12 protein-coding genes are annotated in these 15,322 nt (G+C 69.7%); 1 reads left to right on the top strand and 11 read right to left on the bottom strand.

What is annotated here, in order from left to right:
- Positions 1–49: 49 nt before the first annotated feature.
- From AC4D16_RS09505 to AC4D16_RS09495, 3 genes are read right to left on the bottom strand one after another with little or no spacing between them, the layout of a single operon-like run.
- Positions 50–811, bottom strand: a complete 762-nt coding sequence (locus AC4D16_RS09505; protein ID WP_490950483.1) for an SDR family NAD(P)-dependent oxidoreductase — start codon at positions 809–811, stop codon at positions 50–52.
- 57 nt (positions 812–868) lie between these two features.
- On the bottom strand, positions 869–1,870 hold the full coding sequence (locus AC4D16_RS09500; RefSeq protein ID WP_490954797.1) for an acetamidase/formamidase family protein: 1,002 nt from the start codon (positions 1,868–1,870) through the stop codon (positions 869–871).
- Positions 1,871–1,917: 47 nt separating this feature from the next.
- Positions 1,918–3,156 (bottom strand): glycerophosphodiester phosphodiesterase family protein, encoded by a 1,239-nt coding sequence (locus tag AC4D16_RS09495; protein WP_490954796.1) that lies wholly within the window; start codon positions 3,154–3,156, stop codon positions 1,918–1,920.
- 404 nt (positions 3,157–3,560) lie between these two features.
- Between AC4D16_RS09495 and AC4D16_RS09490 the strand changes: the two genes are divergently transcribed.
- Complete coding sequence (locus AC4D16_RS09490) at positions 3,561–4,217, top strand: effector binding domain-containing protein (protein WP_490955181.1); 657 nt, start codon at positions 3,561–3,563, stop codon at positions 4,215–4,217.
- A gap of 16 nt (positions 4,218–4,233) precedes the next feature.
- Here AC4D16_RS09490 and AC4D16_RS09485 read toward each other — a convergent pair whose 3' ends face one another.
- From AC4D16_RS09485 to AC4D16_RS09450, 8 genes are all read right to left on the bottom strand, one after another.
- Positions 4,234–5,451, bottom strand: a complete 1,218-nt coding sequence (locus AC4D16_RS09485; RefSeq protein WP_490954795.1) for an NAD(P)/FAD-dependent oxidoreductase — start codon at positions 5,449–5,451, stop codon at positions 4,234–4,236.
- A 231-nt stretch (positions 5,452–5,682) separates the two neighbouring features.
- Positions 5,683–6,417, bottom strand: coding sequence for a glutamine amidotransferase (locus tag AC4D16_RS09480; protein WP_490954794.1), 735 nt, complete (start codon positions 6,415–6,417; stop codon positions 5,683–5,685).
- Entirely contained in the window at positions 6,414–8,765 is a 2,352-nt protein-coding gene (yicI, locus tag AC4D16_RS09475) for an alpha-xylosidase (protein WP_490954793.1), read from the bottom strand. Before yicI ends, AC4D16_RS09480 begins: the two co-directional genes overlap by 4 nt.
- Positions 8,766–8,767: 2 nt before the next feature.
- The gene (locus tag AC4D16_RS09470) at positions 8,768–9,685 is read right to left on the bottom strand and encodes a carbohydrate ABC transporter permease (protein ID WP_490950489.1); all 918 of its coding nucleotides are present in this window, start codon (positions 9,683–9,685) and stop codon (positions 8,768–8,770) included.
- Complete coding sequence (locus AC4D16_RS09465) at positions 9,685–10,644, bottom strand: carbohydrate ABC transporter permease (RefSeq protein ID WP_490950490.1); 960 nt, start codon at positions 10,642–10,644, stop codon at positions 9,685–9,687. The genes AC4D16_RS09470 and AC4D16_RS09465 overlap by 1 nt, the downstream gene beginning before the upstream one ends.
- A gap of 94 nt (positions 10,645–10,738) precedes the next feature.
- Positions 10,739–12,046: an ABC transporter substrate-binding protein gene (locus AC4D16_RS09460; RefSeq protein ID WP_490954792.1), complete on the bottom strand. Its 1,308-nt coding sequence runs from the start codon at positions 12,044–12,046 to the stop codon at positions 10,739–10,741.
- A 113-nt stretch (positions 12,047–12,159) separates the two neighbouring features.
- A complete protein-coding gene (locus AC4D16_RS09455; RefSeq protein WP_490954791.1) occupies positions 12,160–13,176 on the bottom strand; it encodes a LacI family DNA-binding transcriptional regulator in 1,017 nt (338 codons plus the stop codon).
- 201 nt (positions 13,177–13,377) lie between these two features.
- Positions 13,378–15,246, bottom strand: coding sequence for an MFS transporter (locus AC4D16_RS09450; RefSeq protein WP_490950658.1), 1,869 nt, complete (start codon positions 15,244–15,246; stop codon positions 13,378–13,380).
- Positions 15,247–15,322 lie beyond the last annotated feature (76 nt).

The following is a 15,322-nucleotide window of genomic DNA, read 5'->3' as shown; positions in this document are numbered from 1 at the left end:
GCGCCCCTCCCGTCGTGGTCACGTCACACGCGTGTGCCGTGCGTGGACGTCAGAACTGGATGCCGCGCGTGAGTGCGCCGTCGATCAGCAGGTTGGCACCGGTGGTCCGGCTGGAGCGCGGGCTGGCGAGGAACACGACGGCGTCCGCCACCTCCTGCGGGGTACCCAGGCGGCCTGTGGGGTTGAGCCCGAGGGCCGTGGCGAACAGGTCCGGGTTGCCGCTCTCGATGCCCTGCCACACCCCGCCCTCGTGGTACGTGTTGCCCGGCGACACGGTGTTCGCGCGGATGCCCTGGCCCGCGAGCTGGAACGCGAGCCCGGCCATGTACCCGATCAGCGCGGACTTCACGGTGCCGTAGGGACCGGACGCGAAGTCCACCTCGCGTCCGGAGACGCTCGAGATCGCGGTGATCGACGGCGTCGGACTGTTCGCCAGGTGCGGCAGCGACGCCTTTACCAGGCGCACCGTACCGAGGAGGTCCACGCGCAGGCTCGCCTCCCAGTTCTCCTCGGTGTCCTCGATGGCGAGCGCGCTCACGTTGCTCACCACGGCGTCGATCCGGCCGAAGTCCGCCGCCACGGCCTCCACCCAGGCAGCGACCGCCGCGCCGTCACCGACGTCGAGCACGTACCCGGAGACCCGGCCCGACGACGACGCGAACGCCTGCTCCGTCGCCGCGACCTCCGCTGCGTTGCGCGCGCAGAACGCGACATGCGCGCCCTCCGCCGCGAAGGACTCGACGATGGCGCGGCCGATACCCTTCGTACCGCCGGTGACGACGGCGGTGATGCCGTCCAGGTGCAGGTCCATGGTGTGCCTTTCGGAAGGGGGTGGCCGGGCGGGTGAGCAGGCGGATCAAGGGTCGGGTCAGCGGAGGGCCGCGGCCTCGCGGCGCAGGTGCGCGTGGAGCCCGCCGTAGGCGTCGGCCGCCGGGAACAGCGCCTTGGGCGCCTTGACCACCACGCTGTAGTTGGCGTCCACGGCGTTGGCGATCGGCGCCAGTGCCGTCTGCGTGAGCAGCTGGTAGGCGTCGAGGTGGTGCAGTCCGAAGAGGTCGCCGAACCAGCGCACCATCTCCACCTGGCCGATCCGCCAGGAGTCCTCCATGGGCCGGGACGAGCCCACGGCCATCCAGTGGTAGTCGGTCTCCAGCCGCGGCCATGCCGGGGCTCCGCCCTTGATGAGGTCCACGATGATGGTCGAGTGCATGGCCCCTTCGACCGCCGTGCCGCACGCCTCGCCCTCACCCTGCCGGTAGTGGCCGTCGCCGATCGAGAACAGCGCGCCCTCCACGTTCGCACCGAGGTACACCGTGGTGCCCGCCTTGACGTCCGGCGCGTCCATGTTGCCGCCGAACCGCTCGGGCACGAGGCTCGAGCGCACCTCTCCCCCGGGCGGGGCCACACCCACGGTCCCGAGCATCGGCTCGAGCGGCAGCGCCACCTCGAAATCGCCGTGGCGTGACTGGAACCCCACGGTGCGGCGCTCGGTGTCCACGTGGTAGATCCAGGTGATGTCCGGCAGCGGGTCCTGCAGCGTGGCCGTGCGGTCGGTGCTCGTGAGCCCGCCGAAGAAGGGGATGGTCGCCGAGGCCCCGTAGGACCGCGCGGGCGTGAGATCGACGACGTGCAGGGCGAGGGTGTCCCCCGGCTCCGCGCCCTCCACGTAGAACGGCCCGGTCTGCGGGTTCACGAAGTTGAGGTCCACCTTCTCGCCCGAGACGTCGTCCACCGAGGTCAGCGCGTTGTTGAAGGCGTCCTCGGACCACAGCTTCAGCGCCGTACCGGGGCGCACCGTCATGACGGGTGCGCTCCCGCCGAAGGTGTAGACGAGCTGATCGGGCCGCGGGTGGTACTCGATGATCTCCATGACCGGATGCTACGGGCAGCCTCCGGACCCGACAAGGGCCGTCCGCGTCAGTTGGCGAGGACGTCCACGAGACGCAGCTCGGCCGTCCACAGCCCCACGGAATCGCCGGTGTTGTTGAGGATCGACGCCGTGTACCCATTGAAGTACGAGGTTGCGGTGTTGGTGCCCGGGCCGGTGTGGACCTTCAGCTCGGCCCCGGGCTGCAGCACGTACCCCTCGCCGACGCTCAGCACGTTGTTGGCGGCGTCGCGGAGGAACCAGCCACTCACGTCCACGGCCGACGCCGACGTGTTGCGCAGCGTGACGTACTCCCCGCCGTCCGGCAGGACGTCGTCGCCCGCCGGGTTATTGATGGCCTCGCTGATCTCCACGGCGGCGCCGGGGAACACGGGTAGTCCGCGGAGGAAGCGGCCGATCTGGATCGGGAAGTCCGTGGTCACGGCGTCCACCCCGAGGTCCACGACGGCCTGCACGGCCTCCGGGGAATTGACGGTGTACACGCTCATGACGAGCCCGGCCGCCTGGACGCGCGCGACGTCGGCGGCGGTGAGGCCGCGGTAGTTCGCCCCGATGGAGTCGACGTAGGTGGCCAACTCGGCGAGGACCGCGGCCGAGGGGGCGGCGCCGGTGAGCTGCTGGAGGGGCACCTCGGGTGCGAGCTCGGCGAAGCGGCGGTTGGAGGCGGCATCGAACCCGATGACCTGCACCTTGTCCACCGCCACGAGCTTCTGCCAGGCCGGGTTCCCGGTGAGTTCGTCCGCGACGAGCTGCTCGATCCCGGGTGAGTTCCGCGGGCTCTTGATCTCGATGTACACGCCGGTGGTGCGGGTGGCGGCCTTCACGGCGTCGTCGAGGTGCGGGATGCGCTCGCCGACGAAGCGCGCGTCGAAGGAGGAGCCGGCGTCGAGCTGCTGGAGCTCGGCCCAGGTGAAGGAGGTGATGGGATCGTTGGCGCGCTCGGGGAAGACCTCCTCCACGTCGGTGGTGCGGGCCGGGGTGTCGTCGTGGAAGAGGAACGGCACGCCATCCGCGCTGAGCTGCACGTCGATCTCGATGAACTCCGCTCCGGACGCCCGGCCGTCCCGGAACGCGGCGACGGTGTTCTCCGGAGCAGTGCCGCCGGCGCCGCGGTGGCCCACGAGGAGGGGTGCCCCGACCTGGCGCTTCGCCGGGTGCGCCGTCGGCACGTCGGCCACGCGGGCGGCCTGCGCCGGGACGGCGAGGAACGAGAGCCCGACGGCGATCGCGGCTGCGCGGGCGACGGGACGGACGATGCGGTGCGGCATGGAGTTCCTTCGGTCGGTGGCCTCACGCCGGATCCGGTGCAACGCGGCGCACCCCTCATGCAACAGCCCGAACCCGACGCGCTGAGCAACGGTGCGTGAACGCCCGGTGAAGGAGAACTGCACCCACCTGACACTTCCGGGCACCGATCATCGGGCGCGGACGCCAGCGGCCTCGTAGCGTGGGGAGGGAAAGGAGGCGGTGCCCGTGGAACTCTGGAACCGCGCGATCGAACTCATCGAGGAAGACCTCACGGCGCCGGTGGACGTCGGCGCGCTCGCCCGGACGGCGCTCACGTCCGAGTACCACTTCCGCCGCATGTTCGCGTCCCTCGCGGGCCTGCCCCTCTGGCGAGTACATCCGCCGGCGGCGCCTGACGGTCGCCACCGCGGAGATCGTGGACGGGATGCCCGTCCTCGAGGTGGCCGTCCGCTACGGATACGGATCGGCCGAGGCGTTCACCCGAGCGTTCAAGGCCATGCACGGGCTGACGCCCTCCGACGCGCGCCTTCCCGGCGCCGCACTCCACTCACAACCGCACCTGAGGTTCCATCTACGCATCGAAGGGAGATCGACCATGAAGCACCGGATCGTCACGAAGGAGGAGTTCGCGCTGGTGGGCCTCCGAACACGCGTGGCACTCGTCCACGAGGGCCACAACCCCGCGATCGAGGAGTTCGAACGCAGCCTGGACGAGGGCGTCGACGCCGTCCTCGCGGAACTCGTCGACACCGAGCCCGCCGGCCCGCTCGCCGTCACGGACAATCTCGAGGACCCCTCCACGGAGGGCACCGCCCTGGACTACTGGCACGCCGTCGCCACGACGCAACCTGCTCGGGAGGGTTTCGAGCGGTTGCCCGTACCCGCCGGGACGTGGGTGGTGTTCGAGACCGAGGGCGCTTTCCCGCAGGCGCTCCAGCAGATGTGGGCGGACGCCGCGGCGGAGTGGTTCCCGGCGAACCCCTACCGCTGGGCGCCCGGCCCGCAGCTGCTGAGCGTGCAGCCCGACCTCGGCGGGTCGAGCGGCCGCGGGCAGCTGTGGATCCCGATCGAACCGGCCTGAGATGAAGGGGCCGGGCTCAGGCCCTGCCCTTGAGGATCAGGTTCCAGTAGACCTTGGGCAGCAGGATCCGCTCGGCCACGAAGGTCAGGCGGCGCTCGCGGGCGAGGTTGTTCCAGCCGGGCACAGTGGGCATGGGCGAGTACTTGTCGTCGAACTCGGAGAACACCACGGTGTTCCGGGTGACCACGAAGGGGCACGCCGAGTAGTGGTTGTACTCGGCCGTGGGCTTCTTGCCTTTGAGCACGGCCCGGATGTTCTTCGCGAGCACCTTCGTCTGCATCCGCAGCGCAGCGCCCGACTTCGAATTGAGCGTGGAGGCGGCGTCACCGAGCGACCAGATCTCCGGGAAACGCGGGTGGCGCAGGATCACGGGATCCACCTCCACGAACCCGCCGATGTTCCCGGGAGCGGGCAGGTCGGTGGTCTTCAGCCATTCGGGCGCGGACTGCGGCGGGACCACGTGCAGCACCTCGTACCCGAGGGTCTCGGAAGCCCCGGTGACGGTGTTGGTCAGGCGCACCGAACGGCCCGTGGGATCCACGGAGGCGAGTTCGGTGCTGTAGCGCACCTCGATGCCGTACTCGTCGATCTTGCGGCCCAGTTCCTCGTCGACGATCTCCATCCCGAAGATGGTGGGGGTGGCCACCGCGAGGACCACCCGGATGTCCTCGAGGACGCCCTGGCGCCGCCAGTAGTCGCACGCGAGGTACATGGGCTTCTGGGCGGCGCCGTCGCACGATGCCGGTCCGGGGGGCTGGGTGAAGACCACGGTGCCGCCGGTGACCGCCCGCAGGAGCTTCCATGCCTTGGGAGCGAGTTCGAACTCGTAGTTGGAGGCACCGAACGGGCCCTCCATGGCGTCCTTGAGGCCCGGGATCGCGTTCCAGTCGTTCTGGATGCCCGGGCAGATCACCAGGTGGTCGTAGGTGACGGCCGAGCCGGAGGCGAGCAGCACCGTCCTGGTCTCGGTGCTGACGTCCGTGGCCTTGTCCCTGATCCAGGTGACCCCCTTCGGCATCACCTCGGACTGCAGGCGGACCGCCTCCAGCGCGTCGGCGGTTCCGCCGGCGATGTGCGAGAAGAGCGGCTGGTAGTAGTGGCGCTCGCGTGGCTCGATGACCGCGACGTCCTTCATCCGGTACCGCTTCAGGCGCCCGGCGAGCGAGACGCCCGCGTTGCCCCCGCCGATGACGAGGATGCGGTGGTGCCGTTTCTCGCCCGGTTCCGGCACCACCGGAACGGTGCGGCCCGCCGATCTGGTGCTCGTGCTGGCGCTCGATTCGATGACCGCTACCTCTTCCGCTGTGCGTTGCCCTGCGCTACGTGCGATGCCCTGCCGATCCTTCGACAGTACCGCTCGGTGCCGACAGTGGGCGCTGCTCCGCGGGGGAGGCGGACGGGCACGACAGTGTGCAGCGGGTCAGCCTTTGGAGGCCTGCGCGTCCTCCGTGCGCACGCCGACGGTTCAGGAGCGGGCGTAGCGCCGGACGAACGCGCCGAGGATCCGCGCCGGCTGGTCCACCGCCAGGGCCCGCGCCCTCGCCATGTACTCCTCGGCCTGCTCCGGCGGGAAGTAGCCGGCGTGCCGGTAGGTGTCGATGCGCCCCACGAGCGCCTCGACGTCGAGCTCCGGGTGGAACTGCGTGGCGTAGACGTTCTCGCCGACCCGGAACATCTGCACCGGGCACGTGGCGGAGGAGGCGAGGAGCACGGCACCCGGCGGGAGCGCCGCGCAGGCCTCCTTGTGTCCCACGAACGCGGGGAACGACGACGGCAGCCCCGCCAGCAGCGGGTCCGCCGCGCCGTCGTCGGTCACGGTCACCTCGACGGCGCCGATGGACTCCGCGTACGTGCTGTCCACCACGGCACCCTGGTGCCGGCCGAGGGTGCCGACACCGTAGCAGGCGCCGAGGAACGGGACGTCCTCGGGTACCACGCGGTCCAGCAGCGCCCCGAGTTCGCCCTCGACGCGGAGCTGCACGGCGCTCTTGGACTCCTCGGGATCGGAGGCGTTGAAGGGGCTCCCGCCGAGGAAGATCCCCGAGTAGTCCGCGAGATCGACCTCCGGGAGCGGCCCGGCCTCGAGCCGGACCCGCCGCAGTTCCGACTCGGCCAGACCGCCGAAGCGGAGGAAGCTCCTGTACTCGGCGTCGGCCGCGGCGTCCTCGGCTCGCGTGGCCAGCAGCAGGAAGGGTTTCACCCCTCGATGCTACTGGCCTCCAGGACCGCCGCCCCGCCGTCGGCCGCCACCTCGCTGCCACCCGCCGCGCGCGCCCGGAACCTCGCGCCGTCTGGGCCGGTGACCCGGTAGCCCCCGCCCGCTCCGGATACCCGGAACTCCCCCGAGGACCCGTCAGGCGTGGTCACGGTCACCACCGTGCCGTCGGCGGCGCCCGGGTAGACGGTGACGAGGGGGTCCTCGAGGTAGTCGTAGTCGGGGCGGTCGGAGCGGTTGCCGGTCACCAGCACCGCGCCTTCCCGCACCCACACCGGCAGGGAGTCGAAGCCGTGCACCTCACGCCGCCACGCTCCCCCGGTGACCACCTCTCCCGTGAGCAGCTGCGTCCACGTACCGGCGGGCAGGTAGTACTCCACCTCGCCGCCGGCCGAGAACACGGGGGCCACCAGGAGATCCGGGCCCAGCATGTACTGGCGGTCCAGGTGCGCGACGGCGGGATCACCCGGGAACGCGAGCTGCATGGGCCGCATGAACGGTGTACCCCTCGTGTGCGCCTCCAGGCCCACGGAGTACAGGTACGGCATGAGGGACAGTTTGAGCCGCGTGAAGGTCCGCGTGACGTCCACGGCACTCTGGCCCGCGGGCTCGTCGCCGGTGTCGAAGGCCCATGGGACGCGGTAGTTGGTGGAGCCGTGCAGGCGCGAGTGGCTCGAGAGCAGCCCGAAGGCCAGCCAGCGCTTGAACACGGCGGGGTCGGGTGAGCCCTCGAAGCCGCCGATGTCGTGGCTCCAGTACCCGAAGCCGCTCAGCGCGAGCGAGAGCCCGCCACGCAGGGTCTCCGCCATGGACTCGAAGGAGGAGGAGTTGTCCCCGCCCCAGTGCACGGGCATCTGCTGCCCGCCTGCGGTCGCCGACCGGGCGAACAGCACCGCCTCACCCGGGCCGCGGACCTCCTCGAGTACGTCGAACACCGCCCGGTTGTAGAGCTGGGGGTAAAGGTTGTGCATCGTCTCGGGCGGGGTGCCGTCGTGCCACTGAACGCCCAGCGGGATGCGCTCGCCGAAGTCCGTCTTGATGGCGTCGACGCCCTGGTGGAGCAGCGTGCGGACCTTGCCCTGGAACCAGGCGGTGGCGTCCGGGTTGGTGAAGTCCACGAGCCCCATGCCCGCCTGCCACAGGTCCCACTGCCACACCGTCCCGTCCTCGCGGCGCACCAGGTAGCCCGCCCGGGCGGCCTCGTCGAAGAGGCTGGAGCGCTGCCCGATGTACGGGTTGAGCCAGGCGCTCACGCGCAGCCCGCGGTCGTGCAGCCGTGCGAGCATGCCCTCGGGATCGGGGAACACCCGGGCGTCCCACTCGAAGTCCGTCCAGTTGAACTCGCGCATCCAGAAGCAGTCGAAGTGGAAGACGCTCAGGGGCAGCTCCCGCTCGGCCATGCCGTCCACGAAGTGCGTGACGGTCTGCTCGTCGTAGTCGGTGGTGAAGCTCGTGGAGAGCCACAGGCCGTAGGACCACGCCGGTACCCGGGCGGGCCGGCCTGTGAGGCGCGTGTAGCGCTCCAGGATCTCTGCCGGGGTGGCGCCCTGGATCACGAAGTACTCGAGGATCTGCCCGGGCACCGAGAACTGGACGCGCTCCACGGCCTCGGATCCCACCTCGAAGGAGACGTGCTCCGGGTGGTTCACGAAGACTCCGTAGCCGCGGTTGGTCAGGTAGAACGGGATGTTCTTGTAGGACTGCTCGCTCGACGTGCCGCCGTCGGCGTTCCAGATGTCCACGGTCTGGCCGTTCTTCACGAACGGGCCGAAGCGCTCGCCCAGCCCGTACACGAGTTCGCCGACACCCAGCGAGAGCTGCGCGTGCAGGTACGACGACGACGGCGCGCGCCCGCTGGCCGTCACGCCCGCCACCCCGGCGGGTTCGGTGGTGACCGGTGCGTCCGGCGCGAGGTCCATCCGGCCGATCGACTTGTGGCCGCTCGAGGTGAGCATCCGTCCGTCGGTCTCGAAGGTGAGGTTCCACGGCGCTCCCCGGGTGATGCGCGCGGTGAGCGGACCGGCCGTGAGGATGCCGCCGTCGTCGTCCGCCGAGGCGGTGCCGCTGCCCTCCTCCGCGCCCACCAGGTCGAAGCCGCGGTGCGGGGTGTCCCCGCGGTGGTTCTCGATGCGGACGCCGATCACGCCGTCGAGCGGGCTGCTCAGGGTGACGGTCAGCAGGGCCCGGTTCAAGGTGTCGCCGCGCCGCTCGATGACCTTCGTCGGCGCGGAGACCGTGAGCCGGCCGACCACCGCCTCGACGTCGTAGGCCTCCTGCGCGTACTGCGCATCGACGCCGGGGCGGACATGCCAGAATCCGTCGGTGAATTTCATGGTTACTTGACTGCTCCTGCTGTGATGCCCCGGGTGAGGGTGCGCTGGAAGATGAGGAAGAAGATGAGCGTGGGAAGGAGCCCGAGGAGGGCGGAGGCGCTCGTGGTGGTGACGTCCATGAGGCGGTCGCCCTGCAGGACGGTGATGGCCACGGGTACGGTCTGGTTGTCATTGCCCACGAGGAACGTCAGCGGGATCAGGAACTCGTTCCAGGTCCAGATGAAGAAGAAGATGAGCAGCACGCTCAGCGTGGGCCGGGAGATCGGGAAGATCACGCGCCAGAGGATCTGCCAGCGGCTCGCGCCGTCGAGCGACGCCGCCTCCAGCAGTTCCCTGGGGAACGTGCCGTACACCGAGGCGAGCAGATAGGTGCCGAACGCACTCTGGATGACCGTGAAGATGATGATCACGGCCCACTGGCTGTCGTAGAGGCCCACCTCGCGGAACATGAAGTAGAGCGGGTAGAGGAGCACCTCCTGCGGCAGCATGTTCGCGAGCAGGATCAGCAGCACCAGCCAGGTCCGGCCGCGGACGCGCCCGATGCCGAGCGCGAAGGCGTTGAACATCGAGATACCGACCGCCAGGACGGCCACCACGGTACTGATGAAGAAGCTGTTCCAGAGCTTCCGCGGGAAGTCGACGCGCTCCCAGAAGGCCGTGATGCCGTCGAAGTACAGCGAGGACGGCAGCGAGAGCGGCCCGCCGGTGGCGTAGTCCGCGGGTGACTTGAACGAGTTGGCGAGGATCAGCAGGAACGGGACGGCGATGAGCAGCCCGATCAGGGCGGCGATCGCGAGGATCACCCAGTCCCCCGGCGTCTTCCGCGCGCGGCCTCCGCCACGTCGTGGCCGCGGGGCCTGTAGTGCGTCCCGGGTGATCGTACCGGCGGGGGTGCCGGCAGGGCTGTCGGTGATGGCCATCAGCGTGCCTCCTCACTGCGTTCGAGCCTCGTCTGCACGAGGACGAAGATGATGCTGACGACGGCGATGACCACCGTCAGCGCGGTGGCGATCGTGGCGCCGTAGCCCACCTGCTGGGACTGGAAGAACTCGCTGTAGGCGTAGTAGGCGGGGACGATCGTCGAGGTCCCCGGGCCACCGCCGGTCAGCGCGTAGATGGGTCCGAAGACCTTCAGCGCCGCGATGGCGCAGGTGAGCGTGACCACGAAGATCTCGGGCCGGATGATGCTCACGGTGATGGCGCGGAAGCGCTGGAACCAGTTGGCGCCGTCGAGCTCGGCGGCCTCGTAGAGCTCGGGGTCCACGCGCTGCAGGGCCGCCATGAAGATGACCACGGGGTAGCCGAGCTGCACCCAGACCATGATCACCATGATGCTCGGCAGGGCGGTCTCCGGGCTGCCGAGCCAGTTGCCCTGCAGGCCGCCGAGCCCCACGCCGGCGAGCACTTGGTTGAGCGCACCGTTCTCGGGCCGGAGGATCCAGCCGATCACGATCGCCGCGATGACGCCCGGCAGGATCTGCGGCAGGTAGTAGGTGGCGCGGAGGAAGCTGGCCACACGGCCGCCGAACTTCCGGCCGATGAGGTCGAAGAGCATCGCGGCGAGGACGAGGCCCAGCACGGTGGGGACCACCACCATCGCGATGATCATGGCGACGGAGTTGCGGAACGAGGTCCAGAACGTGGTGTCGCCGGCCAGCTCCACCCAGTTCTCGAGGCCGATGAACTCCGGCGGCCGGATGCCGCGGTAGGAGGTGAACGTCAGGTAGACGTTCCACAGGAGGGGGACCACGATGATGAGCGTGAGCAGTGCGAGCCCGGGCAGCAGGTAGAACCAGAAGGACGTGCTGCTCGAGCCGGGGATGAGGCTGGTGGGGGCGGAGCGCCGGACGCGCTCCTTCGACCGGGTTGCGATCGCCATGGGCGTGCACCTTCCAGACGTGGTGGTCGGGGGTCGGTCGTGCCGCCGGGCCGGGACTGGCCTGGCGGCACGATCAGGGGTGGGGGTTCGGCCGTCAGCCGACGATGTCGTCGACGCCGCTCTGGTACTGCTCGCCGACCTGCTCCTGGAACTCCTCGGGGGACGTGGTCCCGTTCAGGAGCTCCTGGAGACCGGCGTTCAGCTCGTCGTAGAACGTGGGGGTGGGCCAGTCCGGGTAGAAGGCGATGCCGTCCTTCTCGGTGAGGGCGTTGAAGTTGGCGATCAGCTCGGAGCTCTTCTCGTTCGTGATGTCCGCCGGGTCCGCCGCGACGGGGACGCCGCCGTTGTTGCCGATCAGGTTCTGGATATCCGGGCGCATGGTGATGTCGATGAACTCGTAGGCGAGCTCCTTGTTGGCCGCGTTCTCCGGTACGGCCCACATGTTGCCCGCGGATCCCGGTGCCAGTTCGGCCTCGGGGAAGAGGAACGTGCCCCACTCGAAGCCGGTGGCCTCGGTGGTGAAGCGGTTGTGCCACCAGCTACCCGAGAAGAAGATCGGGTTCGTCCCGTTGATGAAGGCGGTGCCGGCGTCCTCCGCCGTCGAGCCCGTGGCGTTGGTGGAGATGAAGCCCTTGTCCGTCCACTCCTTGACGGTCTCGGTGGCGTAGGAGACCTCCTCGCCCTGCCAGTCCACCGGGTTCGTGTACAGCTGGTAGTCCTCGACCCATTCGCGGTCCGCCTGGGTCAGCGCGAGCTGGTACCAGAGCTGCCCCAGCGGGTACTCCGCTGCGGATTGGGCCATGGGCGTGATGCCCTGGTCCGTGAACGCCTGCATCACGTCCTCGAACTCGTCGAGGGTGGTCGGGACCTCGAGCCCTGCCGCGGTGAACATGTCCTGGTTGTAGTAGACCTCCACGAACTCGCCGTAGTTCGGTATGCCGAACCAGCTGCCGGAGCCCATGATGCCGCGCTCGTCGTACTTCGCGGTGGTCTGCAGCGACGGCGCCAGCTTCTCGTCCCAGCCGTACTCCTTCACGGCCTCGTCGAGGTTGCTGAGCAGGCCCTGGCTGGAGAGCAGCCCGGCCGTCGCATTGCCCTTGTTGTACTCGAGGAGGTCCGGGGCCTCGTCCGAGTTCAGCACCTGGCTCGCCGTGGACCGGATCTGCTCGAAGCTGCGCTCCTCGAACTCGACGGTGGCGCCCGTCTCCTCCTCGAAGATCCTGATGGCCTCCTCCCAGGCGATCCCCATGGCGCTCGTCTCGCTCTCGAAGTGCCACAGCTTGAGGGTCTGCCCGTCGCCTTCCGCGGAGCCCTCCGAACCGGAGCCCGAGCCGGAGCAACCGGACAGGGCGAGCGCTGCTGCCGTCAGTGCTGCGCCGATGATCATTCTGCTTCTCTTCATGGCCTACTCCCTTGTAGTGGTCGGCTGATCGCCGACACTGATCGAAACGTTTCGACGGCGGGCGATGCCGGCCCTCGTCGAGGTGGAACTGGTGGGTGGACAGGGTCCCGGCGCTAGCTGCCCGGGCTGGGTGCCGCGACCGAGCCGTGGTCGCGGTATCTCGGCGCGACGAGTTCGACGCGCGGTTCAACGGTGCCGTCGAGCTGCTGCACAGCGAGATCGACGGCTCGGACACAGGAATCCGCCGGGATCAGCGGAATCACGTCGAGGGGCGGGGTGAACACCGAGGTGTCGAACGTGGGCACTCCGGCGACGACCGAGAGATCGCCCGGGATCGAGAGGCCGCGCCCGGCGATCGCCTCGAGGACGCCCTTGTGCACGCCCTCCTCGGCGTGGATCACCAGTCCCGTGGGAGCCTGGTCGGCATCGAGCACCCCGAAGAGCGCCCCACGGACCTGGGAGGCGTCCTTCTCGACCACGGTGAACAGCGCGCGGACGCCGCGCTCCGAGGCCCGGGCCAGGAAGCCGTCGCGGAACCGCATGGGGAAGTTCGAGCCACGCTCGTAGACCGCCTGGGGGTGTCCGAGGAGCGCGAGCGACGTGTGCCCCGCGTCGACGAGGCGGTCGACGGCCATCGCTGCGGCAGCCTCGAAGTCGAGGTCCACGCAGACGAGGCCCTCGGCGTCGCCGGGCACACCGATCAGGACCGCGGGCACGCCGAGCGACCGCACGAGATCGGCACGCTCGTCGTCGACCGAGACGTCCAGGACGATGATGCCGTCGACGAGGCGACTCGAGGAGACCCGGCGGAGACCCTCGGTGGCCTCGTTCTCGGTCAGCAGGAGGACGTCGTAGTCGTGCGCGCGGGCAGCGGTGGCGACCGCGAGGACGAAAGCCATGTGGGCCGGTGCGTAGGTGTCACTCCTCAGGGGAGCGGTGAGCGCGAAGATCCGGGTCCGGGTGCCGGCGAGCATGCGGCCCGCCGCATTCGGCATGTAGTCGAGTTCCCGTACGGCCTGGTCGATCCGCAGGCGTGTCTGCTCGCCGATGGGCCGCTTGCCACTGAGGGCATAGGAGACGGTGCTGATGGACACTCCTGCGACGCGCGCCACGTCGTGGATGTTGGCCATGCTGACTCCGATGTCTGCGGGAAGGACGGGGACCGGATCTAATCGTCTAAACGTTTCGACGACCGGCTGCCTGTACGCTACGTCACATTCTCGCGGCGGACAAGAGGCAATTCCTGAAGCGTCGTCGCGACCCCCTACCGACGACCCGGACACGAAAAGGGAGGGACGCCATGGCGTCCCTCCCTTTCCGTTCGATCCGGGTTACCCGCGCGAGCCCGCGCGGTCCAGCAGGTCGAGGTCGGCCAGCTCCTCGGCCGCACGCTCGAGATCGCCCTGCAGGATCTCGACGGGCCCGGCACTGTGGCGGCCGTGCGAGGGCTGCCGGACGACGACGTCGGACGCGTCACGCGCGCGGCGGTCGCCGTCGTCCGTGACGAGGGCCTTCGCCTCGAGCCGGGCGGCCTGCTCGGCGTCGCGCGCAGCACGTCGTGCGCCCGTGTGCACCTTCTCGTCGCCGGACGCGGACGTCGTCCCGCCGGTCTTCTCGCCGGTCTTCCCGCCGGCGAGAAGACCGACAGGGGCGGACGTCGCCGCCGGGGACATCGACGCGGCAGGTCCCGCGGGAGCAGCCGGGGCCATGTCCACCGTGGTCCGCAGCGGGGTCTCCTTGATGAAGAGGATGCAGACGAGGCTGACCAGCGCGATGGCGGCGCAGACGAGGAAGATCAGCGCCGTGCTGTCGCCGTAGGCGGCCCGGACGATGTCCGCGATCGGTGCGGGGAGGTCAACGAGATCCAGGGACCCTCCTGCGGCGCCTCCCGAGGACGGGATGCCCGCGGCGGTGAGGCCCTCGGTGGTCTTGGTGGCCACCTGCGAGCCGAGCAGGGCACCCAGGACGGCGACGCCGGCGGCACCGCCGAGCGAGCGGAAGAAGGCCACGGACGCACTGGCCGAGCCGATGTCCTTGACCGCCACGGTGTTCTGCACGGCGAGCACGAGGTTCTGCAGCAGGAGGCCGAGGCCCATGCCGAACAGGAAGGTGTACACGCCGACGAGCCGGAGGTCCGTGAGGTGGTCGATGGTCCCGGCCAGGCCGAGGCCCGCGATGAGGAACAGCGCACCGGCGATGAGGTACCGCTTCCACTTGCCGAAGCGGGTCACGAGCTGACCGGCGCCGATGGAGCCGAGCAGGTTGCCCGCGATCATCGGCAGGGTCAGCAGACCTGCCTCCGTGGGCGTGGCCCCGCGGGCCACCTGGTAGTACTGGCCGAGGTAGCTGGAGGAGGCGAAGAGCGCGATCCCGACGCCGATCGAGGCGACGATCGCGAGGGCGGTGGTGCGCTCGGTGATGAGGGTCAGCGGAATCATGGGCTCCGGCGCCTTGGCCTCGACCACGAGGAGGAGCGCGAGGAGGATCACGCTGCCGCCCACCATGAGGGCGCTCTCGCGGGAGAACCACGCGTAGTAGCCCTCCTTGCCCGCGAAGGAGACCCAGATGAGCAGCAGACTCACGCCCGCGGTGAGCAGGAGCGCGCCCAGCCAGTCGATGCGGGCCTTGCGGCGGGTGTCGGGGAGCTTCAGGGTGAGCTGCAGCAGCACCAGCGCGACGACGGCGAGCGGCACGCAGACGAAGAACGTCCAGCGCCAGCCGAGCGGCGAGTCGACGATGAAGCCGCCGAGTAACGGGCCGCCCGCGGTCGCGACGGCCATGACGCCACCGAGGTAGCCCGAGTACCGGCCGCGCTCACGCGGGGCGATGATGGTCCCGATGATCGCCATCGCGAGGGCGGTCAGCCCGCCCATGGCGACACCCTGGATGACGCGGGCGGTGAGCAGCAGCGGGATGTTCTGCGCGAACCCCGCGAGCACGGAGCCCGCGACGAAGATGACGATGCTGACCTGCACCAGCACCTTCTTGTCGAACAGGTCGGCGAACTTGCCCCAGATGGGGGTGGTGGCGGCGTTGGCGAGCAGCGCGGCGGTGATGACCCACGCGAAGTCCGTCTGGGACCCGTTGAGATCGCTCATGATGGTGGGCAGCGCGTTCGCCACGATGGTGCTGCTGAGGATCGCGGTGAAGAGCCCCGCGAGCAGTCCCGTGAGGGCCTGCAGGATCTGCCGGTGGTTCATCGGCTCGTCGTTGCCCTTCGGTCCCGCGTGATGCGCTGCGTCGGGTGCGGAGGGTGCGGAGGGTGCGGAGGCTTGG

It is taken from the genome of Arthrobacter sp. TJ-236 (genome assembly GCF_058269235.1).
This window is presented reverse-complemented; position numbering and strand designations above follow the sequence as displayed.